Source organism: Trinickia sp. HAY1-2D (assembly GCF_056754935.1).
The window spans coordinates 3,053,238-3,078,088 of sequence record NZ_JBPGWX010000002.1; the positions used below are offsets into that span (position 1 = coordinate 3,053,238).

Here is a 24,851-nt window from a genome sequence, read left to right on the forward strand (position 1 = left end):
GTTCGGATGATCTCCGAACCTTTTTTTTCAGAGACCGTCGCCCGGTCAGGCATCGCGATGCCGCGATCCTGCCCGACATGCGCGACGCGGGCAGGAGTCCATCACGCCCGCTCGAGGAAGGAACGGACGCTTGCAGTGATCGCTCGCGGCGCATCCTCTAGACTGTAGTGCCCCACACCTTCGAGCTCGTGTATCGGCGCCCCCGGAAAAAGCTCGCTAAAGAGCGGCAGAAAATGATCGGCGTGCAACGTGCGATCGGCGATTCCCCAAATGGCCAGGGCCGGCTTCGCCGAAATGGCGCGACGCGCGGCCGTGTCGGGCACCTCGAAACGGTGCGCGCCGATGGCGAACCCTTTGGCCCACCCGATTGCTCCCGCACAATCGGCGGGCGTTGCGAAACGGCCGCCGTAGGCGCGCAGCCAGGCGTCGGTTATCACACCATGATCCTCGAATCCGTTCAGCTTCAATGTACTCAGAATGTTGAAGCCGAGCTCACGTAGTACGGCATCGAGGCGCCCCTGGGACTCGGCTTTCATCACCCATTGAAACCACGGTGAAACAGCGGTGTTAGCGCGTAATCGTTCGGCGAGCGTCGCCTGTCCGAACGGCGTCGGCGCGTTCACGCTGACGATTCGCCGAATGCGGTCCGGGTGGCGCGACGCTAAGCCCATCCCGACGGGCCCACCGAAATCATGCATGACCAGCGTGATCTCGCGCAGGTCCATCGCCAGGACGAAACGCTCCAGATTGTCGATGTGGTCCTGCAGCCAATAGTCGCGCAACGGCGGGGTGCTACTCCTGCCAAACCCCATATGATCCGGCACGACGACGCGATAAGCGCCGCGCAACGCTGCAATTAGCGCTCTGAATAGGAATCCCCAGGTCGGCTCGCCATGCAGGCAAAGCACAATCTGCCCATCGGGCGGCCCCTCGTCCACATAGTGCATTTGAAAGCCCGGCGCTTCATGGAAGTGCGGTGCATAGGGGTACATTCCGTCGAACGTATCAACGAATCGATTCATGAAACGCCTCCTCCTGGATGGGGCATGGTCGTTTTCAGCCAAATAGTTTCAACATGAAACCGTTGCGTTATATCCCACTCGGTTTTATATTGCAACCATACGAGTGCATTTAACCGCCGGTGCTGGTCCGGCGAACGGGTTTCAGGCTGAAAGACAGGACTATGGTCAAACGAACGACTCACGCCGATTCGCTGTGTGGAGTGGCTCGACCGCTCGATGCCATCGGCGACTGGTGGTCCTTGCTCATCATTCGCGACGCTTTCGACGGCCTGCGCCGTTTCGGCGAATTTCAGCGAAGCTTGGGACTCGCAAAAAACATTCTGTCGGTCCGGCTGCGCAACCTGGTGACCCACGGCATTCTGCATACGGGGCCCGCCTCGGACGGAAGCGCCCATCGAGAATATGTCCTCACCGAGAAAGGACGCGGGCTGTTTCCGCTGCTTGTCGCGCTGCGGCAATGGGGCGACGAGTTTTTCTTCGAGCCGCAAGAGGCGCATGCGGTGCTCGTCGAGAAAAAGACCGGCGCCCCTATCCCGAAGCTCGAGATCCGGGCTCGGAGTGGGCGCACGTTGGCGCCCGAAGACACGATCGTCATGCGCCCCTCAACGGAAGCCACGAAAAAACGAAGCGGGAAAGCAGGCACGGCGAGCAGCAGATGACCTGGTTTTTGGCCTTTTTTCGGCGAATTCTTTGCATCGATCGGCGGTTAGACTAACGTTGCCCATCGGAGACCTCGGTCTCGCCGTCTTTTCGCTCCTAACCGCGTTCACATGACCAAAATTTTTGCCGCCTTGGCCGCAGTGCCGCTTCTCGGATTGGCCGCTTGCGGCTCGTCTCCCACCGCCTCGAACAATGCCGGCCTGTCGCCCGCGACAGCCGCACGTGCGTCGGATTCCGCGATGGCCTTCACCTCGCACCGCTCGCCGAGTTCGATCACGAGCTGTCTCTCGAGCCGGATGCGCGGTGTGCACCGCGCCAGCTCCGGCACTGCCACCGAACTCGTCATCGGCAACGGTGCGCGCGCCAACGCGTGGCGCATCACGCTCGCGCCCGCCGGGGCCGGCAGCGCCGTCAACGTGCACAAGCCGTCGTCCGACGACGGCTCCGTGTCCGAACCGGAACTGCGATATCACATCGCGCGTTGCGTCGTATGACGCTTGCCGCCCTCTTGCGCGGGAACGTTCACTGATCCTGCGGACATTGGAGGTTGCAGCCGTCCGGGTCGCCGTTGTCGCCGCGTTTGCGCCGTTGCGAACGGCCATTCTGAAACTTCTTGTCGCGCGCCGCGGATTCCGATGCCGCAAATTGCAGTTGCGGATGTTCCTGCAAACGGAACTCGTCGTTGAGGACGCCGCCCGGCACGCCGGGCGAAATCTGTGCGAACGCAACCGATGTTGCGGCGCATAACGCGCCGATGGACATGACGCACGCAGTGAATTGGATAAGCCGTTTCATATCGCTTGCCGCGCCCCACGGCGCGTAGATCGATCGGAGGAAAGAAGGCTGCAAGCGTACCGCGAAACCGACTCACTGTGCAGCGACGCGCGTTACCGCGGTAATACCGGGCCGCGGGAACGCGCCGCCCCAGCGGTGTGCGTGAAGGCTGCCCCCCGATGACGGGCGTCGCATCAACCGGCGATGTGCGTCCCGCCCCGCAAGCCGTTTTGAATGTCGACGAGGGAGCCGCACTCCGCCGGGTCGTAGCCTTCCAGGTGCGATACGCCGAGCCGAAACGTGTCGCTGCGCAGCACCGCCAGCGCGGCGGCCAGCGGCCCCGCTGACAGCCGCGCTCGCTCGCAGGCGAAGTAATAGTCTTCATCGACGATCGGCACGAAATCGAGACCGAAATGATGCGCCGCGGGTGCCACGCCAAAGCCGACGTCCGCCATACCGCTCGCGACGAACGCCGCAATCGCGGTATGCGTGAGTTCGGTCGAGGCGTAGCCGTTGATGCGCTCCGGATCGACGCCGACACGACGCAATTCAAGATCGATCAAGAGCCGGGTTCCGGAACCTGGCTGCCGGTTGACGAAGCGCACATCGGCGCGGGCGAGATCGTCGAGCCCGCGGACCTGCTTCGGATTGCCCTTTTGCAGGAAGAGCCCTTGTTTGCGCCGGGTCAAATAGATGAGGACATGCCGGCGCGGATCGAGCCAGCGCCGATAAATGTCTGCACAAAGCTCCCGAAACGCGCCGCGCGGCAAATGAAAGCCCGCAAAGTCGCATTCGCCACGCGCCAGCGCCGCGACGGCTTCCGCGCTCTCGCGATACTTGATGTCGACGGAGCCGGCCTCGCGGGTTTGCAGCGCCGTGACGAGCGCCGCCACCGCATAACCGTGCGACGCATGGATGCGTACCATCGCACTGCGCCCCAGTTGGCGACCAAGCTCCTCGGCAATCTCGCTCGCCAGCCCCTGCATCGGGGCATCGAGCCGCTCCGCGCACAGGCGCTGCGCGCGCACGACCGCATGGCCCAGACTCGAGAGCGCCGAGCCCTTGCCGCGCTCTTTCGCAATCAGGTCGCCGCCGAGGCGCGCCTCGAAAAGGCGCAGCAATCCCCACGCATGGCGGTACGACAGCCGGCTTTGCTCGGCGGCCTGCGCAATGCTGCCCGTCTCGTCGACGAGCGCTAGCAGCGGCACGATATCGGTCAGGCTCGCCTCGCGGCCCGCGCTGTCGCGCACGATCAATTCAGCGACGCATTTGATATCAATCATTTATGTCGTCCAATTTCCTATTGCACTTCGTATTGACCGCGCCTATCGTTCGATCATAACTGGAAAACGTCGAGCATATATGTGCGCCATATGAGTATCAAGTACATATATGCCGGGCTGGAAGGAGACCCCACTTGGAATATGCAAGCCCCCCGGCGCCGGATGAGCTCGTCCGCCGGCATTGGAAGCCGGGCGTGTCGCTCCTCGCGGTGCTGCACGCGATACAGGACGAAGCCGGTTTCATCCCGCCCGAAGTGGTGACGCCACTGGCGCGGGCGATGAACCTCTCGCGCGCCGAAGTGCATGGCGTGCTGACGTACTACCACCATTTCCGCACGAGCGCGCCGCCGCGCGTGGGCGTGGCACTGTGTCGGGCCGAATCGTGCCGCAGCATGGGCACCGAAGCGCTGGCCGCGCATATCGAAGCACGCACCGGTTGCCGCTTCGATGCCAAGCATGCCGACGGCACCAACCACGGCCACACTGCCGAAGGCGAGCCGGTCGAACTCGAATCGGTCTACTGCCTGGGCCAATGCGCGCTGTCGCCGGCCATGACGATCAACGGCACGCTGCACGCGAAGGTGACGCCGGCCAAGTTCGATGCGCTGTTCGAGGCGGCCTGCACGCAGGCCGGCATCGACCCCGCTCATAAGGAGTCCGTATGAATTCGCAGGCCGGGACCCCCCCGTCGGCGGTGCGCATCTTCGTGCCGCGCGATTCGTCGGCGCTCGCGCTGGGCGCCGATGCACTGGCCGCGGCGATCGAGGCCGAAGCCGCGCGGCGCGGCGTGGCCATCGAGCTCGTGCGCAACGGCTCGCGCGGGCTCTTGTGGCTCGAGCCGCTCGTGGAAGTGCAAACGAGCGCGGGCCGCGTGGGCTACGGCAACGTCGAGGCGGCCGATATCGCCGCGCTGTTCGACGCGGGCTGGCTCCACGGCGGCGGCAGCACGCACGCGCGGGCGGTGGGCCTCGTCGAGGAGATTCCGTATCTGAAGCGCCAGCAGCGGCTCACGTTCGCGCGCCTGGGGCTCACCGATCCGCTGTCGATCGACGATTACCTGGCCCACGAAGGCCTCGTGGGCCTCAAAGCGGCGCTGGCGATGGACGGTGACGCGGCCGTCGAGGCGCTGATCGAATCGGGCCTGCGCGGGCGCGGCGGCGCGGCGTTTCCGGCCGGCATCAAATGGCGCACGGTGCGCGCGGCCCAGGCCGCCCAGAAGTACATCGTGTGCAATGCCGACGAGGGCGACTCCGGCACGTTCTCGGACCGCTTGTCGATGGAGGGCGATCCGTACGGGCTGATCGAAGGCATGATCATCGCGGGCGTGGTCACGGGCGCCACGCGCGGCTACATCTACGTGCGCAGCGAATACCCGCATGCGATCGCCATGCTGAACGCGGCGATCGAACGCGCGCGCGAGGCAGGCTGGCTCGGCGCGAGCGTGCTCGGCTCGGGCCGCGCGTTCGAGCTGGAGGTGGCCAAGGGCGCGGGCTCGTACGTGTGCGGCGAGGAAACGGCGCTGCTCGAGTCGCTCGAGGGCAAGCGCGGCATCGTGCGGGCCAAGCCGCCGGTGCCGGCGCTCGCGGGCCTGTACGGCCAGCCCACGGTGATCAACAACGTCATCACGCTGGCCACGGTGCCGGTGATCTTCGCGCGCGGCGCGGCGTACTACCGCGACTTCGGCATGGGTCGCTCGCGCGGCACGCTGCCGTTTCAGCTGGCGGGCAACATCTTGCGCGGCGGGCTCGTGGAGCTGGCCTTCGGCGTGACACTGCGCGAGCTGCTCGAGGAGTACGGCGGCGGCACGGCCAGCGGGCGGCCCGCGCGGGCGGTGCAAGTGGGCGGGCCGCTGGGCACGTACTTGCCGGAGAGCCAGTGGGACATTCCGCTGGACTACGAAGCGTATGCGGCCGTGGGCGCGGTGGTGGGCCACGGCGGGCTGGTGGTGCACGACGACACGTCGAACCTGGCGGAGCTGGCGCAATACGCGATGCACTTCTGTGCGATCGAGTCGTGCGGCAAGTGCACGCCGTGCCGTATCGGCTCCACGCGCGGCGTCGAGGTGATCCAGCGCATGCGCAATGGCGACACCTCGGACAAGCAGGTGCAACTGCTGCGCGATCTGTGCGACACGATGGTGTCGGGCTCGCTGTGCGCGATGGGCGGCATGACGCCGTATCCGGTGCGCTCCGCGCTCGATCATTTCCCGGAAGATTTCGGTCTGCGTGCCGAGCCCAAAGCGGCCGCGGCTTGAGCCGCTGGCGCGCACGCAACCCTCAGGAGTACTGATTCATGTCCGACGCACTTGTTTCCCCGAAGACCGGTGGTTGCGGCTCAGGCAATTGCGCCTGCAAGAGCGCCGCGCAGAACCTGAACCCGCTCGATGACATCGACTACGGCACGCCGCGCCGGCACGCCGACACGGACGTGACGCTCACGATCGACGATCGCGAGGTGACGGTGGCCGCGGGCACCTCGGTGATGCGCGCGGCGATCGAAGCGGGCGTGAACGTGCCCAAGCTGTGTGCGACCGATTCGCTCGAGCCGTTCGGCTCGTGCCGGCTGTGCCTGGTGGAGATCGAAGGCCGGCGCGGTTACCCGGCCTCGTGCACGACGCCGGTCGAAGCGGGCATGCGCGTGGCCACGCAAACGCCGCGGCTGCAGGATTTGCGGCGCAACGTGATGGAGCTGTACATCTCGGACCATCCGCTCGATTGTCTGACGTGTCCGGCCAACGGCAACTGCGAGCTGCAGGACATGGCGGGCGTGGTGGGCTTGCGCGAGGTGCGCTACGGCTTTGACGGGGCCAATCACCTCAAGGACCAAAAGGACGAATCGAACCCGTACTTCACCTACGATCCGTCCAAGTGCATCGTGTGCAATCGCTGCGTGCGCGCGTGCGAGGAGACGCAGGGCACGTTCGCGCTGACGATCGCCGCGCGCGGGTTCGATTCGCGCGTGGCGGCCAGCGAGAACGTGCCGTTCATGGACTCGGAGTGCGTCTCGTGCGGCGCGTGCGTGGCGGCGTGCCCGACGGCCACCTTGATGGAAAAGTCCGTCACGGTGCTCGGTCAGGCGGAACATTCGGTGGTGACGACGTGCGCGTACTGCGGCGTGGGCTGCGCGTTCAAGGCGGAGATGAAGGGCAGCCAGGTGGTGCGCATGGTGCCGTACCGCAACGGGCAGGCCAACGAGGGCCACGCCTGCGTGAAGGGGCGCTTTGCGTGGGGCTACGCGACGCACAAGGACCGCATCACCAAGCCGATGATCCGCGCGAAGATCACGGACCCGTGGCGCGAGGTGAGCTGGGACGAGGCGATCGCGTATGCGGCCTCGGAGTTCAAGCGCATCCAGGCCAAGTACGGGCGCGATTCGATCGGCGGGATCACCTCGTCGCGCTGCACGAACGAGGAGACGTATCTCGTGCAAAAGCTCGTGCGCGCGGCGTTCGGCAACAACAACGTGGACACGTGCGCGCGGGTGTGCCATTCGCCCACGGGCTACGGGCTGAAGACGACGCTGGGCGAATCGGCGGGCACGCAGACGTTTGCCTCGGTGGCGCACTCGGACGTGATCGTGGTGATCGGGGCGAACCCGACGGACGGGCATCCGGTGTTCGCCTCGCGCTTGAAGCGGCGCGTGCGCGAGGGCGCCAAGCTGATCGTGGCCGATCCGCGGCGCATCGATCTGGTGGACGGCCCGCACCTGAAGGCCGATTACCACTTGCCGCTGCGCCCGGGCACGAACGTGGCGCTGATCAATGCGCTGGCGCACGTGGTGGTCACGGAAAACCTGGTGGCCGAGGCGTTCGTGGCCGAGCGCTGCGAGCCGGTGTCGTTTGCGCAGTGGCGCGAGTTCGTGGCGCGCGAGGAGAACTCGCCCGAGGCCACCGAGGCGGTCACGGGCGTGTCGGCCGCCGATGTGCGCGCGGCCGCCCGCCTGTACGCGACGGGCGGCAACGCGGCGATCTACTACGGGCTCGGGGTGACCGAGCATGCGCAGGGCTCGACGATGGTGATGGGCATCGCGAACCTGGCGATGGCCACGGGCAACGTCGGGCGCGAGGGCGTGGGCGTGAATCCGCTGCGCGGGCAGAACAATGTGCAGGGCTCGTGCGACATGGGCTCGTTTCCGCACGAGCTGCCGGGCTACCGGCACGTGGGCGGCGACGCGGTGCGCACGCAGTTCGAGGCGGCCTGGCACGTGGCGCTGCAAGCGGAGCCGGGGCTGCGCATTCCGAACATGTTCGATGCGGCGCTGGACGGCACGTTCCTGGGGCTGTACTGCCAGGGCGAGGACATCGTGCAGTCGGACCCGGACACGCAGCATGTGGCCGCGGCGCTCTCGGCGATGGAGTGCATCGTGGTGCAGGACATCTTCCTGAACGAGACGGCCAAGTATGCGCACGTGTTTCTGCCGGGCTCGTCGTTCCTGGAGAAGGACGGCACGTTCACGAACGCGGAGCGGCGCATCTCGCGGGTGCGGCGCGTGATGCCGCCGATGGCGGGCTTCGCGGACTGGGAGGTGACGCTCAAGCTGTCGAAGGCGCTGGGCTACGAGATGGACTACGCGCATCCGGGCGAGATCATGGACGAGATCGCGCGGCTCACGCCGACGTTCGAGGGGGTCTCGTATGCGCTGATCGACGAGCTGGGCAGCGTGCAGTGGCCGTGCAACGCGCAGGCGCCCGAGGGCACGCCGACGATGCACGTGGACGAGTTCGTGCGGGGCAAGGGCAAGTTCGTGATCACGAAGTTCGTGGCGTCCGACGAGAAGGTGACGCGGCGCTTCCCGCTGCTGTTGACGACGGGGCGGATTCTGTCGCAGTACAACGTGGGGGCGCAGACGCGGCGCACGGAGAACGTGCGCTGGCACGACGAGGACCGGCTCGAGCTGCATCCGCACGATGCCGAGGAGCGCGGCGTGAAGACGGGCGACTGGGTGGGCATCGAATCGCGCGCGGGCACGACCGTGCTGCGCGCGCTGGTGACCGAGCGCATGCAGCCCGGGGTGGTCTACACGACGTTCCACTTCCCCGAGTCGGGGGCGAACGTGATCACCACGGACAGCTCGGACTGGGCGACCAACTGCCCCGAGTACAAGGTGACGGCGGTGCAGGTGATGCCGGTGCAGCAGCCTTCGGCGTGGCAGCAGGCGTACTCGCGCTTTACCGACGAGCAGCTCACGCTGCTCAACGAGCGCGAGCGCGGCGCGGCCCATGCGGGCACGGGCAAATGAGCACAGTGAGAGACCGACGATGAACGAGCACCACCTGATCGAGATGGCCAACCGCATCGGCGAGTTCTTCGAGTCGATGCCCGATCGCGACGAGGCCCTCGCCGGCATCGCCGAGCATATCCGGCGCTTCTGGGAGCCGCGCATGCGGCGGGCGATTCTGGCGACACTCGACGATGCTCAAGCGAGCGCCGCGATGCTGCCGATCGTCAAAGACGCGTTGGTCCGGACACGCGAGAAGCTCACGCCAGCCGAAGCCGCTTGACGTTTTCCCCGGGGAATCGCTCCCCGGGGAAACAGCAATCATCAACCGTTTTCGCGCCTCGCCGCGAACCAGCTCTCGCAATGCCTTGCCAGTGCGCTGGCATCGGTTGCCGGACGGCCGCGCGCACAAATGTAGCCGTCGGGCCTCAGCAGATAGAACGCCGGGCGAGTCCTTCCGTAAGCCTCCATCAGCGGCGTGCCGCTTCCGCTTTGCGCATCGGTCACATGCCAAATGCGCACATTCCCCGCCAATACACGCTCGACGAGCGAGGCAAGCTTCTCGATGCTCGGATCGGGCGGGGTGGACGTCGCGGCAAGCGCGTCGGTGGCATCGAACCCCCTCGGATTGTCGCCGGGCGTGCCCACCAGTAAAAAGAGCGAAAAGTAGGCTGGGTCGTGCAGATCGAAAATGCAGCCGGTGCCCGGTGCCCGGCCAAGCGGCCCATCGATCACATGCACGAGTGCATCCGGCGCGCGCTCGCCGGCACGTGGGCCTCCATCGAGCACGCGCTCGAGCGTGAGCGCGCTGCGCCGGTACTGGATCGAGAGCTCGCTCACCATCAGGCGCGCCGCATCGCGCAGCGGCCCGAATGCCGCGAGGATCGGCATCGCCCGTTCGCGCAACAGCTTCAGCGCCCCCCGTTCGGCCTCGGCCAACTGAGTAATGAAGTTCGTCTGCCGCAGCACGTCGCGCTCGATGGGGTGACGCTCCGCCTGATAGGTATCGAGCAGATGCTCCGCGGCGTGCCCTTTGAGCACGCGCGCCAGTTTCCAGCCCAGGTTGAATGCTTCCTGGATGCCCGTGTTCATGCCTTGTGCGCCGGCCGGACTGTGCACGTGCGCCGCGTCGCCCACGAGGAAAGTACGCTGCACGCGCAATCGCTCGACCATCCTGCTGTTCAGTCGAAAGTACGACGACCATTCAAGCCCCGACAACTCGAGCGGACGATGAATGCGGCGCCCTGCAGTCTCGCGAAAAAGCGCGAGCGGTGGATCGCCGGGTGGATCGTCACCGTCGCGCGAACTCGCCTCGGCGTGCGCCTGCGGCTTTGCCTTTCCATCGGCGAGCGGCTCCGGATGATCGGCGATGAACCGGTGACGGCCGCCGCCCATCGGGAACAGGGCCGCCAAGCCCTCTCCCGATGCGAATAGATGGAACTCGTCGTCGGGCAAATCCCAGTCGGCATGCAGGTCTGCCAACATGAACGTCTGTTCGAACGTCTTACCGGCAAAGCTGAGTCCGAGCAAGCGGCGCACCGTGCTATGAGCGCCGTCGGCCGCGACGATGAATGGGACGTGCACCGTCTCGCGCCGGCCGTCGGCATCAACGAGTTCGGCCTCGGCGCGCGCGGCCCCCTGCGTCAGGCCGACCAGTTCGGTACCGCGTTCCACCGTCACGCCGAAAGTGGCGAGATGCTCGGTCAGGATGCGCTCCGTCACCGTCTGATCGAGGCACATCAAGTAGGGATAGCGCGTGTGCAACGGGTCGAAATCGAGCCGAGCGAGCCGATGACCGTTTGAATACAGGTTGGCGGCTCGCAGCCGGTGACCGGCCGCGAGAAACGGCTCGACGACGCGATGCTGCTCCAGGAGTTCGAGCGTGCGGGCTTGTATGCCGATCGCACGCGAGTGCGCCGCCGGTTGCGGCGCTCGATCGATGATGCGCACGGCGACCTGCGCACGTGCGAGGCTCATCGCGGCGGCAAGCCCGGTTGGGCCCGCGCCGACGATCAGCACGGGCTGCTCGTTTGCGGCGACGGCCATGCGTTTTCCTCCGGCGAACCACGACTCGCCTAGTGTACGCTGGCCGCCCGCCGGCCGGCGCGGCGAACGCGCTTTTCGCGTGGCGCGGCGAGTGTGGGAAAATGCCGCGTTCGCCGCTTTTCCTGCCGTCATGGATTCTCTTTTCGCTCGCGCTTACGCGGCGCATCGTGACGGAAGGCTCGCCGACGCCGAGCGCGATTATCGCGCGGCGCTCGCCGCCGACCCCACGCACGCCGACGCCCTGCATCTGCTCGGCGTACTGCGCCATCAGCAAGGACGACACGCCGAAGCTGCCGATCTCGTCGGCCGCGCTGTACGGCTGCGTCCGGACGACGCCGGTCTGCAACTCAATCTCGGCAATGCGCTGAAGGCGCTCGGCCAACTGGACGGCGCCATCGAGCGGTTTCGAAACGCGCTGACGCTTGCACCGGAGTTCCCGCTCGCGCATTACAACCTCGGCAACGCCTATGCAGCGGCGGGCCGGCACGCGGACGCCGTCGATGCATTCGAGCGCTCGCTGCTTCTTACGCCCGGCGACGCGCCGACCTGGAACAATCTCGGCAACGCGCTGCACGCGGTCGGACGGCACGACGACGCGATCGAGGCCTTCAGGCAGGCGCTGGCCCTGCGCCCCGATCACGCAGGCGCTCACAACAACCTCGGCATGGCCTATGCGGCGCTCGGCCGAGCCGATGATGCCATCGTCCATTTCCGCCGGGCGCTGGCGCTCGAGCCGCGCTTCATCGCCGCACACTTCAATCTGGGTAACACGCTCGACGCGACGGGCCAGCACGAGCAAGCCGTCATGGCATTCGAGGCGGCACTCACGCTGCACGCGCCATTTGCACCGGCACTCCTCGGGCTCGGCAATGCGCTCGCCGCGCTGGGCCGTCATGCGCAGGCGATCCCCGCACTCGAGCGCGCGGTCGGGCTCGATCCGCGCATGAGCCTCGCCTGGCTCAGTCTCGGCAACGCGCACCACGCGCTTTGCGCGCACGATGCAGCGTTGCGCGCCTACGACCAGGCATTGCGGCTGCGTCCGGAACTCGCTTCGGCCCGGCTCAACCGGGCGCTGACGCTGCTTGCGCTCGGCGACTTCGCACGGGGCTTGCCCGAATACGAAGCCCGGCTGGAACTCGCGGCGACCGCCGACGCGGCGTCGGGCCGCGCGGTGCAATGTGCCCTGCCCCGCTGGCATGGCGAGCCGATCGAGACGCGGACGCTACTCGTCGAAACCGAACAGGGCTTCGGCGATACGCTTCAATTCATGCGCTTCGTGCCGCTCGCCCGCGAACGCGCGGGGCGTGTCGTATTTGCCGTGCAGCCCGAGCTGCTGCCGCTCGTCGAGCCGCTCGGGCCGATTTGGCGGGTCAAGATCGTCGCGCGCGACGAAGCTCGAGTCGAAGCCGATCTGCAGTGCCCGCTACTGAGCCTGCCGCTTGCGCTCGGCACGAGGCGCGATACACTGCCCGCCCAACGCCGCTACGTCGAAGTACCCGGGGCTTACCGGCGCCGCTGGCGGGGCTCGCTGGGCGGTCACGCGCGTTTCAAGGTGGGGATTGCATGGGCCGGCCGCATTCAGGCCCATGAGACGCGCACGATGCCGGTCGACGCACTCGCGCCGCTTTTCGCACTTGCGGGCATCGACTGGATCGTTCTGCAGCCGACTATCGGCGAACTCGATGCGCAATCGCTGGCCATACACGCCAAGCGCGCGTCGATTCATCGTTACGACGGCCGGATCCGCGACTTCGCCGATACGGCCGCCATCGTCGAAAGGCTCGATGCCGTGGTTTCGATCGATACGTCGATCGCGCACCTTGCCGGCGCACTGGGCAAACCGCTTTTGCTGATGCTGCCGTTCGCCGCCGATTGGCGATGGTTCACTGCCGAGCCCCGCACGCCGGCGCAAGGCAACATGGCTGGGGAGCCCACTCCGTGGTATCCGAGCGCACGCCTGATTCGCCAACCGATGCCCGGCGCGTGGCTGGAGGTGACGCAAGCCGCCGCGCGGCTTTTGCGGCGCGAACTGGGTCTTTGATGAGGCTCGATCCGTCGGAAACGTTTCGACGAACGACGAGAGCCTTGCGCCCTATGCCTACACAATGCCGCCGCGCTCGCGAATTTGAGGCCAGGCAAGCTTCATGTAATACAGCATCGACCAGATCGTCAGGACGGCAGCGAGATAGATGAGCCAGACGCCCCACACGTGTGTCGCGATGACCCACCCGCCGATGCGCAGCGGCGCCTCGAAGAGCAGCATCGGAATCGCAACCATCTGGCAGGCTGTCTTGAACTTGCCGAGCTGATTGACCGCCACGCTTTTCGATGCCCCGATTTGCGCCATCCATTCGCGCAGGGCTGAAATCGCGATTTCGCGCCCCACGATCACGAGCGCGATCGCCGCTTCGATTCGGCCAAGCTGTACCAGGATCAGGAGCGCGGCCGTCACCATCAGCTTGTCGGCCACGGGATCGAGAAACGCACCGAACGCCGAGGTCTGATTCCATTTGCGGGCGAGATAGCCGTCGAACCAGTCGGTCAGCGCGGCGAGCACGAAGATGACGCACGCCGCCGCGTTGCGATGCGGCTCGCTCATCCATGCGTCCGGCACATAGAACACGCCAACGACGAGCGGAATCAGCACGATCCGCAGCCACGTCAGGAAAATCGGAAAATTGAACGGCATGAGCGAATGGCCGGCGGCCCCGCGAAGTTGACGGAACAAGGAGACGCCATTGTGCCGTGTCGACGGACCCGCCACAAGCCAAGCCGCAGCCAAGCCGCGGCGGTGGGCAACTCAGCCGCCGAAGCCCTTCGCGCCCCTTCAGTGCAGTTGCCTGTAGATCTGCTCGGCCAACGCGAGCGAAATACCTTCGACGCTTGCCAGATCCTCGACACTTGCCGCCACCACGCCGCGCAGCCCGCCAAATCGCGCCAAAAGCCGCTGCCGGCGTTTGGCGCCGATGCCCTCGAGCTCTTCCAGCCGCGAGGTCTGACGCGCCTTGGCACGCTTGGCGCGCATGCCGGTAATCGCAAAGCGATGTGCCTCGTCGCGAATCTGGGCGACCAGCATGAGCGCAGCGCTCTCCTTGCCGAGCTCCAGCGGTGCGCGGCCGTCGGCGAACACGAGGGTCTCGAGTCCCACCTTGCGCCCTTCTCCTTTCGCCACGCCGACGAGAATCGAGCGGTCGATCCCGAGCTCCGCGAAGACCTGGCGCGCGACCTCGACTTGCCCTTTGCCGCCATCGATCAGCACGATATTCGGCAGCGTGCCGCCGGCCGCGGTCGGTTCGGCCGCATCGGCGGCGAGCCCCGGATCGGTTGCCGCCTCGGCCTGCAGCTCGGCTGCGCGATCGTCCGCGTTGCCCGCGGCCGACTCGACCATCTTCTCGTACCGGCGCGTCAACACCTGGCGCATGGCCGCGTAATCGTCCCCGGGCGTGATTCCGGTGATGTTGTAGCGCCGGTACTCGCTCGACTGCATCTTGTGATCGCGGTACACGACGCACGATGCCTGTGTGGCCTCGCCCATCGTATGGCTGATGTCGAAGCATTCGATACGCAGATGCGCGAGATCGTCGCATTCGAGACCGAGCGTTTCGGCGAGTGTGCGTGTACGCGCTTGCTGCGAGCCCTGCTCCGACAGCAGCCGCGTGAGCGCAAGACGTGCATTGTTCTCGGCCATTCCGAGCCAGACGCGTTTTTGGCCTTGCGGTTGACGCACGAGCGTGACCTTGTGGCCCGCCTGCTCGCTCAGGAGCTCGACGAGTTCGCGGCTCGCCGGAGCGTGGCTGACGACGAGCACCGGCGGCACCCGATTGCCGAGATAATGCTGCGCGATGAACGCTTCGAGGACCTCGGCTTCGATGCCCGCCGCGACGCCGGATTCGGGCATGTCGTCGGCGTCGAGCGGCGCGGGCGCATCGAGCGCAGCCTCCAACGCCGCCTCCTCGACGCCGGCCGGGGTGTCGACATGCGCCGGGAAATAGGCCTTGTCGCCGAGGTGCCGCCCGCCGCGGACCATTGCCAGATTGACGCAGACGCGTCCCCCTTGCGCGACGACGGCGAGGATGTCCACATCGCTGTCGCTGCCGACTTCGATCGCCTGCTGATGCAGGACCGTCGACAGCGAACTCATCTGGTTGCGCACGGCCGCGGCCTGCTCGAACTTGAGCTCCGCCGCGAAGGCATGCATCTTGGCCTCGAGTTCTTTCATCACCTCGTTTTGGCGGCCGAGCAAAAAGCGCGATGCGTTTTCGACGTCGCGCGCATAGTCCTCCTCGCTGATGGCACCGACGCACGGCGCGGTGCAGCGCGCGATCTGATGCAGCAGGCAAGGCCGCGTGCGGTTGCTGAACACCGAGTCCTCGCACGTGCGCAACTGAAACACGCGCTGCAGGATCTGAATGCTTTCGCGCACCGCCCACGCGCTCGGAAACGGCCCGAAATACTGATTCTTCTTGTCGACGGCTCCGCGGTAATACGCCATGCGCGGAAACTTGTGCCCCGTCAGCTTGAGATAGGGATAGGACTTGTCGTCGCGAAACAGGATGTTGTAACGCGGCGCCAGCGCCTTGATCAGATTGTTCTCGAGCAGCAGCGCCTCGGCTTCGGAGCGCGTCACCGTTGTTTCGATGCGTGCGATGCGCGTGACCATCATCGCGATGCGCGGCGAGAGCTGCGTCTTGGTGAAGTAGCTCGAGACGCGCTTTTTCAGGTCGCGCGCCTTGCCCACGTAAAGCACTGCACCGAGCTTGTCGTAGTACCGGTAGACGCCGGGCATATGCGGCAATTGCGCGAGGATGCGCTTCGGCTCGAAGGCGGGTTCGGGGGCGTGCGGTTCGGTCATGCGGATGTCGGACGGAAAGCGCCGCGCGTGGCTGCGAGCCGGCACGGCGTGCTTTAGAATCGCCAGTTTAGAACATTTGCGCCGGCTCCCGCGCCCGCGCGGCGCGCTGCATCATGTCCGATCCGTCCCATCCGAGCGCCTCGGCGCCAGCGAGTGCAGCGTCGTCCGTGCTCGCCTGCGACATCTTTTGCGCCGTCATCGATAACTTCGGCGATGTCGGCGTCTGCTGGCGCCTGGCCCGCCAGCTCGCCGGCGAACATGGCTGGCAGGTGCGCTTGATCGTGGACGATCTTCCTACTTTCGCGCGGCTCGAGCCGGCCGTCGATGTCGCCGCATCGAGACAGACAGTGGCCGGCATCGAGATCGAGCAATGGCACGACGTTCATGCCGGCGAAACGCTGCAAGTCGCCGACGTCGTCATCGAGGCGTTCGCCTGCGAATTGCCGGCGCCCTATCTCGCGGCAATGGCACGACGCGAGCGCGTACCGGTCTGGCTCAATCTCGAGTACCTGAGCGCCGAGGACTGGGTGGCCGGCGTCCACTTGAAGCCCTCACCGCATCCCCGCCATGCGCTCGTGAAGACGTTTTTCTTCCCCGGTCTCGGGCAGGGCACGGGCGGTGTCATCAAGGAGCGCGATCTCGACGCGGCGCGCGCGCGCTTCCTTTCGTCCAGCGAAGCGCGCCAGACGTGGTGGCAGCGCATGACGCTCGGGCCGCCCCCGGCCCCGAAGCAACGGTCATCTCGCTGTTCGCGTACGAAAACCCGGCCGTGCAAGCACTGCTCGCGCAATGGCGCGACGCGCCGGGCCCGGTGATATTGCTCGTGCCGGAAGGACGCAACTCCGGTGCGGTCGCGCGCTTTTTCGATCTTGCTTCGTTCAAGGCCTCCGCACTGGCGGAGCGTGGCAACCTGCGCGCGCATGCGCTGCCGTTCGTGCCCCAGGCCGCCTTCGACGCGATGCTCTGGGCAAGCGACCTGAATTTCGTGCGCGGAGAAGACTCTTTCGTGCGCGCGCAATGGGCGCGGCGGCCGTTCGTCTGGCACATCTACCCGCAAGCCGACGCCGCCCATCTGCCGAAGCTCGATGCCGCGCTCGCCCACTATGCGGCCCCGCTGCCGGCCCCGGCTCGCGCGGCGATGGATCGCTTCTGGCACGCCTGGAACGGGGCCGGCACGCCCGACTGGACGGACTTCTGGTCCCACCGGGAAGCCTTTTATGCGCGCGCCGCCAGTTGGGCCGATGAGCTCGCGACGCTCGGCGATCTCACATCAAACCTAGCGCAGTTTGCAAAAAGCCAGTTAAAATAACCGGTTATCTCCAACGGCGGTCTGGCGTTTTCAAGCGATGTCTTCAAGCGATCGATGCCGTTGAGCAACAGGAAACCTCATTCGCAAGGACAGTGTTTTTTATGAAGATCGCACAAGAACTCCGCACGGGCAACGTCGTGATGATCGGCAGCGATGCCATGGTCGTCCAGAAAGCCGAATACAACAAATCGGGCCGCAATGCCGCCGTCGTCAAGATGAAGTTCAAGAACCTGCTGACCGGCGCGGGCATGGAAACGGTCTACAAGGCGGACGACAAGTTCGACGTCGTCGTGCTCGACCGCAAGGAAGTGACCTACTCGTACTTCGCCGACCCGATGTACGTGTTCATGGACGCCGACTACAACCAGTACGAAGTCGAAAAAGAGATGATGGGCGATGCGCTCAACTATCTCCAGGAAGGCATGGTCTGCGAAGTCGTGTTCTACAACGAAAAGGCGATCTCCGTCGAACTGCCGACCACGGTCGTGCGCGAAATCATCTACACGGAACCGGCTGTGAAGGGCGATACGTCGTCGGGCAAGGTCCTCAAGACGGCCAAGATCAATACCGGGTTCGAGCTGCAAGTCCCGCTCTTTTGCAACATCGGCGACAAAATCGAAATCGACACGCGCACGCACGAATACCGCAGCCGCGCGTAAGCAGTTTGAAAGAAAAAGTAAGGGCAAGCACCCTGCCGAATCCGGGCGCCCCATCGGGGCGCTTTTTTTTTCGTATGAGTGGTGTATGGTTGAGAAAACTTTACCGGTCGTTTTTTCCGTCCCTGGCCCGACAAACCCGCAGCGATGCCTGGCGTTTTTTGCTAGCCCGCTGTTTTGAAAGCAAAAACGTTTATGGCGTGAAACCTGCTTGTCGCAATGATTGCCGCTGCGGCTCACGTTTTCGCCCGCCGGCCCAGCCCCGGCCCACTCCCGGCCCGGTCCGCCGGGCGAGCCGCTCCCTTGAATTGATTGATTGCCGCCCGCAATGCCACATGCTCTGATTGTCGAAGACGATCCCAACAGCCTGTCCGGCCTGTCCGCGATCGTCGCAGCAGACGGATTTTCCGTCGACACCGCCGTCTCGCTCGCCGAAGCGCGGGCCGCGTTGAGCCGCTTCATTCCCGATGTCGTGCTCATCGATTTGAACCTGCCCGACGGCAGCGGCCTCGATCTCCTTTCGCACCTCCCCGCCCAGCCGGATGGCGTACTGCCGGTGATCGTGATGACCGGCAATGCGACGGTCGAAAGCGCGATCGAAGGGCTGCGCCACGGCATTTGGGATTACCTGCTCAAGCCCGTCAACATCCCGCGCCTGCGCAGCCTGCTTGCACGCATTCCGCGGCCCTACGAGCTCACCGAGGAAGTTCAGGCATTGCGTGCGAAGTTGCGCCGGCTCGGCCGCTTCGGTCCGATGATAGGACGTAGCAATGCGATTCAGCACGTCTACGATTCGATCGAGCGCCTCGCACCCACCGAAAGTGCGGTACTGATTGCCGGCGAAGCCGGAGCCGGAAAAGAAGTGGCCGCCCGCACGCTGCACGAGATGAGCCGGCGTCGCAAGGGTCCGTTCGTGGTCTTCGATTGCCGCGGCTTCGCGCGCGACACCGACAACGATCGGCCGCTCGATAGCATCCTGCTCGGCCAGGAGCCCGGTATCGGCGCAGAGCGGCGCGAGCCGGGGCTGTTCGAGCAGGCGGCCGGCGGGACGCTGTTTCTGGACGAGATCGCCGAGCTGCCGCTCGCGCAGCAAGAAACGCTCGTTCGTGCGCTGGATTCGCAAACCTATACGCGTGTCGGTGGCGCGAATCCGATCAGTCTCGATTGCCGGATCGTCGCGACGATGCGCAAACCGCCTCGCGAAGCGGTCAACGCAGGCGTCTTGCGAGAGGACCTTTGGCTGCGGCTCGATGCGGCTTCCGTGGCGCTGCCGCCGTTGCGTGAGCGCGACGACGATGCGGTGCTACTGGCGGAAGCCCTCGTCGACGATCTCAACCGCGAAATCAACGCAAGCGGGCTCGCCACCGTCAACAAGCGCATCGGGCCGAACCTCATGCGTGAATGTCTCAGTTACGACTGGCCGGGGAATGTGCGCGAGCTCCATGAGCGCGTGCGGCGCGCCTACAACGTCTCGGACGATATCGTCGACACACTGCGCGCCGACGAGGCCGCCACGATCGGCGGCCGGCGTTTGAACGGCGGCAGCGTTCAGGTGACGGTCGGCACACCGCTTTCGGATGTCGAGGATTTGCTGATTCGCGCGACACTCGATGCGGTCGGCGGCACGCGCCACCGCGCGGCGACACTGCTCGGCATCAGCCCCAAGACGCTCTACAACAAGCTGCAGCGCATGAAGATGGCTTGAACCGAGCATCAGGCCGCGGCCTACCGGGGTCGCGTCAGCCCAGCGTGCTGCGCAGCAGCCTTTGCGCGGCCTGATAGTCGGCTCGCGCGACGAGCTTGCCCCATCGGGGCGGCTTGCCGCGCCCGCGCAATTGACCGATCCTGCGCCCCGATTCCTTCGACGGCGCATACCTGAGCTCCTCGAGCACCGTCTCGGCCGCTTGAGGCTGGTTGCAGATGAGCACCATGTCGCAGCCCGCTGCCAGCGCCGCCGCGGCCGCTTGCGTCAACGTACCGCCCGCGCGCGCAGCCTCCATCGACAGATCGTCGCTGAAAATGGCACCGGTGAAGCCCAGCTTGCCGCGCAAGATTTCTTCGAGCCAGATGCGCGAGAAGCCGGCCGGCTTGTCATCTACTTGCGTATAAATCACGTGTGCCGGGATGACCGAACCGAGCGCGAGATCGAGCCAGCCATAGGGTGCCGCGTCGTCACGCAGGATCGTATCGAGCGGGCGATCGTCGGTCGGCAACGCCACGTGCGAATCGGCCGTCGCGAACCCATGCCCGGGGAAGTGCTTGCCGCAGTTGCTCATGCCCGCCAGCGCGAGGCCGTGGCTCAGACTCTTGGCGAGCAAGGTTACGACGCGCGGATCGCGGTGAAACGCGCGGTCGCCGATCACCTGCGAATGACCGTAGTCGAGATCGAGCACAGGCGTGAAGCTGAGGTCCACGCCGCAAGCGCGCAATTCGGACGCCAGGATATAGCCCGTCGCGGTCGCGACCTTCGTCGCCAGTAGCACGTCCTTGTCCCAGAGCTCGCCCAGCCGGCGCATGGGCGGCAGCACCGTAAAGCCATCGGTGCGAAAGCGCTGCACGCGCCCGCCTTCATGATCGACCGCGATGATGAGCTCCTCGCGCACGGCGCGAATGGCGTCGGTCAGCGCCTTCAGCTGCGCGCGGTCCTCGAAGTGGCGGGCAAACAGGATGACGCCGCCCGTCATGGGATGCGAGAGACGTCGTACATCGTTTTCGTTGAGTACCGTGCTCTCGACATCGAGCATGACAGGCCCGGGAATCCGCTTCATCGATTGAGATCCGTTGCGAAAAATAAGGAGAGGAAAGCGTGCGGTGCGTTCAGTCCGCCGGGGCGCCCGTTTCGGCGACGACGAAGGAAACGGCATAGTCGCGTTCATCGCTGAGGGTCACGCTCGCGCTGATACCGCGCTCGGCGAGCCACGCGGCGAGCTCTCCCGACGCGACGACGAACGGCTTGCCGCTCGCCTCGTTCAGTGTTTGCAACGCGCGCCAGGTCATCGGCCAGTGCATGCCGAGCCCGATTGCCTTGGAAAAAGCCTCTTTCGCCGAAAAGCGCGTCGCCAGATAGGCCAGCCCCCGCGCTTCCGAGCGCGCGCGCCTGGCATGATAGACACGCAATTCGTCCGGGCCCAATACTTTTTCCGCGAAGCGCCCATTCGTGCGCGTCATCACCGCCGCGACGCGGCTTACCTGGATGAGATCCGTGCCGATGCCGTAGATCGCCATGCGTTTTTTTCGTCCTTGCAGCTTGCCCCGAAGGCCAATCAGTGCGTGGCCGCGAGCCGCGCGGCTACCATGATGGCTTTCATCTCGCGCACAGCGTTTTCCCATCCCGTGAACACGGCGCGCGCGACGATCGCATGCCCGATGTTGAGCTCGACGATGCCCTCGATCGCCGCGATCTGCTGAACGTTCGTGTAGTGCAGTCCGTGGCCGGCGTTGACCTTCAGACCGAGCGACGCGCCAAGCGCAACGCAGCGCACGATCCGCTCGTACTCCGCGCGTTGCTCGCGCTCGTCATGCGCATCGGCATAGCGTCCCGTGTGCAGCTCGATGACGGACGCGCCGGCATCGTGAGCGGCGCGAATCTGCGCTTCGTCCGCATCGATGAAAAGCGACACGCGCGCACCCGCATCGGCCAGTTGCCTGCAGGCCGAACGCACGGCTTCCAGATGGCCGGCGACATCGAGCCCGCCCTCGGTCGTGAGCTCGGCACGCTTTTCGGGCACGAGACAGACATCGTGCGGACGGACGTCGCACGCGATGTCGAGCATCTCCTGTGTCACGGCACACTCGAGGTTCATCCGCGTAGTGAGCTGCGAACGCAATGCTCGGACGTCGGCGTCGCGGATGTGGCGGCGATCCTCGCGCAGATGCAGCGTGATCGCGTCCGCACCGGCATGCTCGGCCAGCAGCGCAGCCTCGATCGGATCGGGGTAGGACGTGCCGCGCACGTTGCGCAGCGTGGCAACGTGATCGATGTTGACACCGAGATCGATCACGAGGGGCGACGTAAGAAAAAAGCTCATAGATTCTGGAGGTCGATCAGGATCTGGCGCGTCGCAAGCGGCGCGCCGCCAAGATAGGTGTTGAGCAAAAAGCGCATGAGCGTCTTGCTTTGCGCGACAGTCTGCACGCGATGGTAATCGTCGTTTTCCATATCGAGCAAGGTCTGTCCGGCGACGACGGGCCAGTGGGCGGGCATATCGGGCGACGCTTCGCACACGCCGCGTTCGGGATCGAAGACATAACGGCCCGCGGCGTTGACCGCACGGCGCGCGGTCGTGCGATCGAGGGCCATCGCATAGCCGGTTTCGCGCAGCAGAACCCGCTCGAACGAACGGAGCACCTGCACAGCCGGCTCATCGTGCGCAAGCCGGGTGAGCGTGACCACGTAGTGATGGAAAAGCTGGGGATGCGGGTCTTCGCGCGCGCAGAACTTGACGAGCAATTCGTTGACGTAAAAGCCGCACAACAGTGCGTCGCCGGAAAGCGGCAGCATGCCGCCCACCCACTCGGCGCCCGTCAGCGTACGCATTTCGGATTTGCCCGACCACGACATGGAAAGCGGCTGGAACGTCTGAAGCACGCCGCGCAATGCCGAATGTGGACGCTTCGCGCCCTTCGCCACGAGCGCGAGCCGGCCGTGATCGCGCGAAAACACATCGATGACGAGACTCGTTTCGCGATAGGGATAGCTGTGCAGGACGAATGCCGGCTGCTCCGCGATGCGGTATTCGGACGCGCGCGCGGATGTGCGGGTGTCAGCGCGGGACTCCCCGTGCGCCTGGCTGCCCTGACGCCGGGCGCGCCGGCGCGGCGGGGCGTTGGTCGGTGCGCTGCCGCCCTCGGGTTCACCGTGGCCAGATTGTCCGTCCGCGTCACCCGGCCCGAGGGCCGATTCGCTCACGCACGTGTCATTCGTACCCATAGGCACGCAGCCCGGCTTCGTTATCGGCCCACCCGCTCTTCACCTTGATGAAAGTCTCGAGGTAGACGGGCCCGTCGAACAGTTTTTCCATGTCCAGGCGCGCCTCGGTGCTGATCTGCTTGAGCTTCGCGCCCTTCTGACCGATGATCATCGCCTTGTGCGAATCGCGGTCGACGAGAATCGTCGCGAACACGCGACGCAGACGGCCCTCGGTCTCGAATTTTTCGATGAGCACCGTGCTCGTGTAAGGCAGTTCGTCCCCCGTCCAGCGAAACACCTTTTCGCGCAGAATCTCCGCGGCCAGGAAACGCTCGCTGCGATCGGTCAGATCGTCCTCGCCATAGATCGGCTCGCCTTGCGGCAGATACGGCTTGATCGTCGCGAGCAATCGCGTGATGTCGTCAGTATGCTTGGCCGAGAGCGGAACGATCTCTTTGAAATCGCGCAATGCGCCCATTTTCTGAAAAAACGGGAACAGCGTTTTCTTGTCGCCCACACGGTCCAGCTTGTTGGCGATCAGCAGCGTCGGCACCGACGGCGGAATCAAATCGAGTACCCGCTGGTCGTCGGGACCGAAGCGCCCGGCTTCGATGACGAACAGGATCGCATCGACCGAAGTGAGCGTCGACGTCACGGCACGGTTCAGCGAACGGTTCAGCGCACCGCTGTGCTGGGTCTGGAACCCCGGCGTATCGACAAAGATGTACTGAGCATCGTCGAACGTATGGATACCCGTGATGCGATGGCGCGTCGTTTGCGCCTTGCGCGACGTGATGCTGATCTTCTGACCGACGAGTGCGTTCATCAGCGTCGATTTGCCGACGTTCGGACGGCCGACGATCGCGATCATGCCGCAGCGAAAACCGGTGGAGAGGGGGTCGTTCATGTGGCTGGCTGCCGGTTCGGATAGGGGTGCGTCGTTCGCTCGGGGCGACGAACGCACGGTTTCGCTCATGGATGATCGGGTTCGGCCGCGTGCGGCCGGGCACCGCCGGCGATGTCGGAGACGAGTTCCGTATCGCCACCGGCGGCCGCGTCCGGCGCGACGTTCGAAGCGTCCGCCTTGGCCGCCACCTCCGCCGGCTTGGCCGGCGCCTCGCCTTGTCCGCGCGAAGCGGGCTTGTGCTCGACGTGTGCCGCGCGGATCATCGCCGGCGGCACGGCTGGCGCGCGCTCGGCCGATTCGGCGTCCGCCGTGGCGGCCCTGGCTTCGCCGCGCGCCGCTTTGTCCTTTCGCTCGGGCGTTCGCAGATCGAGCGCAGCCTGCACGCCCTTCACGCCCGGCACGACCTCGGGCTCACCCTGCTTGGCCGTACGCGCGCCGCGCGAGCGCTTCGTCTTTACGCCCATGGCCGGCATCAGAGCCAGCACTTCGTCGAGCGCCTTTTTCGCCGCGGCCTGCTCGGCCGCACGCCGGCTTGCACCGGACCCCGAGACCTTCACCTCGAGCTTCGGCACCGTGCATTCGACTTCGAACTGCTGGTTGTGGGCGGCACCGTGGGTAGCCACGACGGTGTATGTCGGCAGCGCGATCTTGTGGCCTTGCAGGTACTCCTGCAGCAGCGTCTTCGAATCCTTGCCGAGCGTGCGCGGGTCGATGTGATCGAGAATCGGCACGTACAGACGCTTGATGACCGTCTGGGCGGCCTCGAAACCGCCGTCCAGGAAGATGGCACCGAGAATTGCCTCGAACGCGTCCGCAAGGATGGAAGGGCGCCTGAAACCGCCGCTTCTCAGTTCTCCCTCGCCAAGCCGGAGGCTGTCCGCGATATTAAGGGCCTGAGCAATCTCGTACAGCGACTGTTGTTTGACGAGGTTGGCGCGCACGCGGGAAAGATCGCCTTCGTCCAATTTGCCGAATCGCTGAAACAATAGTGCGGCCACCGCGCAATTTAGAACGGAATCGCCCAAAAATTCGAGCCGTTCGTTGTGCGAGGCACTGTGACTGCGATGAGTTAACGCCTGGCGCAATAATTCCGCATTGCGAAATTCGTAGCGCAACCGGCTTTCCAGCGGAGATAGCGGCATGTGCAGAGTATAACGCGCACGTCAGCCCGGTCGATTGGGCGTGGTTGGTGCGCGCAAAGCGTAACGCGCGTGGC

The 24,851-nt window shown here is 65.4% G+C and carries 21 protein-coding genes and 1 pseudogene; 10 read left to right on the plus strand and 12 right to left on the minus strand.

Annotated elements, in window-relative coordinates; translation table 11 throughout:
* Window positions 1–101: 101 nt before the first annotated feature.
* A complete protein-coding gene (locus tag ACR9ZC_RS21250; RefSeq protein ID WP_481581825.1) occupies window positions 102–1,022 on the minus strand; it encodes an alpha/beta fold hydrolase in 921 nt (306 codons plus the stop codon).
* Between the two features lie 161 nt (window positions 1,023–1,183).
* Here ACR9ZC_RS21250 and ACR9ZC_RS21255 point away from each other — a divergent pair, with 161 nt between their 5' ends.
* Both ACR9ZC_RS21255 and ACR9ZC_RS21260 read left to right on the plus strand, forming a co-directional pair.
* On the plus strand, window positions 1,184–1,681 hold the full coding sequence (locus tag ACR9ZC_RS21255; RefSeq protein WP_481581826.1) for a winged helix-turn-helix transcriptional regulator: 498 nt from the start codon (window positions 1,184–1,186) through the stop codon (window positions 1,679–1,681).
* Window positions 1,682–1,792: 111 nt separating this feature from the next.
* Window positions 1,793–2,176, plus strand: coding sequence for a hypothetical protein (locus ACR9ZC_RS21260; protein WP_481581827.1), 384 nt, complete (start codon window positions 1,793–1,795; stop codon window positions 2,174–2,176).
* 28 nt (window positions 2,177–2,204) lie between these two features.
* Here the strand turns inward: ACR9ZC_RS21260 and ACR9ZC_RS21265 are convergent, their stop codons facing one another.
* Together ACR9ZC_RS21265 and ACR9ZC_RS21270 are read right to left on the minus strand one after the other, a co-directional pair.
* On the minus strand, window positions 2,205–2,477 hold the full coding sequence (locus tag ACR9ZC_RS21265) for a hypothetical protein (protein ID WP_481581828.1): 273 nt from the start codon (window positions 2,475–2,477) through the stop codon (window positions 2,205–2,207).
* Between the two features lie 173 nt (window positions 2,478–2,650).
* Window positions 2,651–3,739, minus strand: coding sequence for a substrate-binding domain-containing protein (locus ACR9ZC_RS21270; RefSeq protein WP_481581829.1), 1,089 nt, complete (start codon window positions 3,737–3,739; stop codon window positions 2,651–2,653).
* Window positions 3,740–3,873: 134 nt separating this feature from the next.
* On the opposite strand from ACR9ZC_RS21270, the gene ACR9ZC_RS21275 reads away from it, so the two are divergent.
* The 4 genes from ACR9ZC_RS21275 to ACR9ZC_RS21290 are packed head-to-tail and all read left to right on the plus strand — an operon-like array spanning window position 3,874 to window position 9,239.
* Complete coding sequence (locus ACR9ZC_RS21275) at window positions 3,874–4,404, plus strand: NAD(P)H-dependent oxidoreductase subunit E (RefSeq protein ID WP_481581830.1); 531 nt, start codon at window positions 3,874–3,876, stop codon at window positions 4,402–4,404.
* Window positions 4,401–5,993, plus strand: a complete 1,593-nt coding sequence (locus ACR9ZC_RS21280) for a formate dehydrogenase beta subunit (protein WP_481581831.1) — start codon at window positions 4,401–4,403, stop codon at window positions 5,991–5,993. Before ACR9ZC_RS21275 ends, ACR9ZC_RS21280 begins: the two co-directional genes overlap by 4 nt.
* A 38-nt stretch (window positions 5,994–6,031) precedes the next feature.
* Complete coding sequence (fdhF, locus tag ACR9ZC_RS21285; protein WP_481581832.1) at window positions 6,032–8,977, plus strand: formate dehydrogenase subunit alpha; 2,946 nt, start codon at window positions 6,032–6,034, stop codon at window positions 8,975–8,977.
* A gap of 19 nt (window positions 8,978–8,996) precedes the next feature.
* Window positions 8,997–9,239 (plus strand): formate dehydrogenase subunit delta, encoded by a 243-nt coding sequence (locus tag ACR9ZC_RS21290; protein WP_481581833.1) that lies wholly within the window; start codon window positions 8,997–8,999, stop codon window positions 9,237–9,239.
* Between the two features lie 41 nt (window positions 9,240–9,280).
* Here the strand turns inward: ACR9ZC_RS21290 and ACR9ZC_RS21295 are convergent, their stop codons facing one another.
* Entirely contained in the window at window positions 9,281–11,002 is a 1,722-nt protein-coding gene (locus ACR9ZC_RS21295) for an FAD-dependent monooxygenase (protein ID WP_481581834.1), read from the minus strand.
* A 130-nt stretch (window positions 11,003–11,132) separates the two neighbouring features.
* On the opposite strand from ACR9ZC_RS21295, the gene ACR9ZC_RS21300 reads away from it, so the two are divergent.
* Window positions 11,133–13,043 carry a tetratricopeptide repeat protein gene (locus ACR9ZC_RS21300; protein WP_481581835.1) on the plus strand — a complete coding sequence of 637 codons (1,911 nt, stop codon included), beginning with the start codon at window positions 11,133–11,135 and terminating at the stop codon, window positions 13,041–13,043.
* Window positions 13,044–13,100: 57 nt separating this feature from the next.
* Here ACR9ZC_RS21300 and pgsA read toward each other — a convergent pair whose 3' ends face one another.
* A complete protein-coding gene (gene pgsA, locus ACR9ZC_RS21305) occupies window positions 13,101–13,691 on the minus strand; it encodes a CDP-diacylglycerol--glycerol-3-phosphate 3-phosphatidyltransferase (protein WP_481582733.1) in 591 nt (196 codons plus the stop codon).
* 138 nt (window positions 13,692–13,829) lie between these two features.
* Complete coding sequence (uvrC, locus tag ACR9ZC_RS21310) at window positions 13,830–15,854, minus strand: excinuclease ABC subunit UvrC (RefSeq protein ID WP_481581836.1); 2,025 nt, start codon at window positions 15,852–15,854, stop codon at window positions 13,830–13,832.
* Between the two features lie 113 nt (window positions 15,855–15,967).
* On the opposite strand from uvrC, the pseudogene earP reads away from it, so the two are divergent.
* The 3 genes and pseudogenes from earP to ACR9ZC_RS21325 all read left to right on the plus strand — a co-directional run bounded on the left by earP (window position 15,968) and on the right by ACR9ZC_RS21325 (window position 19,524).
* Window positions 15,968–17,163 (plus strand): annotated as a pseudogene (gene earP, locus ACR9ZC_RS21315) (elongation factor P maturation arginine rhamnosyltransferase EarP).
* Between the two features lie 101 nt (window positions 17,164–17,264).
* On the plus strand, window positions 17,265–17,822 hold the full coding sequence (gene efp / locus ACR9ZC_RS21320; protein WP_331573969.1) for an elongation factor P: 558 nt from the start codon (window positions 17,265–17,267) through the stop codon (window positions 17,820–17,822).
* 325 nt (window positions 17,823–18,147) lie between these two features.
* Window positions 18,148–19,524, plus strand: coding sequence for a sigma-54-dependent transcriptional regulator (locus ACR9ZC_RS21325; RefSeq protein WP_331573971.1), 1,377 nt, complete (start codon window positions 18,148–18,150; stop codon window positions 19,522–19,524).
* A gap of 34 nt (window positions 19,525–19,558) precedes the next feature.
* On the opposite strand, the gene nagZ is transcribed toward ACR9ZC_RS21325, so the two are convergent.
* The 6 genes from nagZ to rnc all read right to left on the minus strand — a co-directional run bounded on the left by nagZ (window position 19,559) and on the right by rnc (window position 24,777).
* Window positions 19,559–20,587, minus strand: a complete 1,029-nt coding sequence (gene nagZ / locus ACR9ZC_RS21330) for a beta-N-acetylhexosaminidase (protein ID WP_440562990.1) — start codon at window positions 20,585–20,587, stop codon at window positions 19,559–19,561.
* Window positions 20,588–20,636: 49 nt separating this feature from the next.
* Window positions 20,637–21,044, minus strand: coding sequence for a holo-ACP synthase (gene acpS, locus ACR9ZC_RS21335; RefSeq protein WP_440562992.1), 408 nt, complete (start codon window positions 21,042–21,044; stop codon window positions 20,637–20,639).
* Between the two features lie 38 nt (window positions 21,045–21,082).
* A complete protein-coding gene (gene pdxJ / locus ACR9ZC_RS21340) occupies window positions 21,083–21,847 on the minus strand; it encodes a pyridoxine 5'-phosphate synthase (protein WP_481581837.1) in 765 nt (254 codons plus the stop codon).
* Entirely contained in the window at window positions 21,844–22,749 is a 906-nt protein-coding gene (recO, locus tag ACR9ZC_RS21345) for a DNA repair protein RecO (RefSeq protein WP_481581838.1), read from the minus strand. Before recO ends, pdxJ begins: the two co-directional genes overlap by 4 nt.
* Window positions 22,736–23,635 (minus strand): GTPase Era, encoded by a 900-nt coding sequence (gene era, locus ACR9ZC_RS21350; protein ID WP_331573981.1) that lies wholly within the window; start codon window positions 23,633–23,635, stop codon window positions 22,736–22,738. Before era ends, recO begins: the two co-directional genes overlap by 14 nt.
* Before the next feature lie 65 nt (window positions 23,636–23,700).
* Entirely contained in the window at window positions 23,701–24,777 is a 1,077-nt protein-coding gene (rnc, locus tag ACR9ZC_RS21355) for a ribonuclease III (protein WP_481581839.1), read from the minus strand.
* Window positions 24,778–24,851 lie beyond the last annotated feature (74 nt).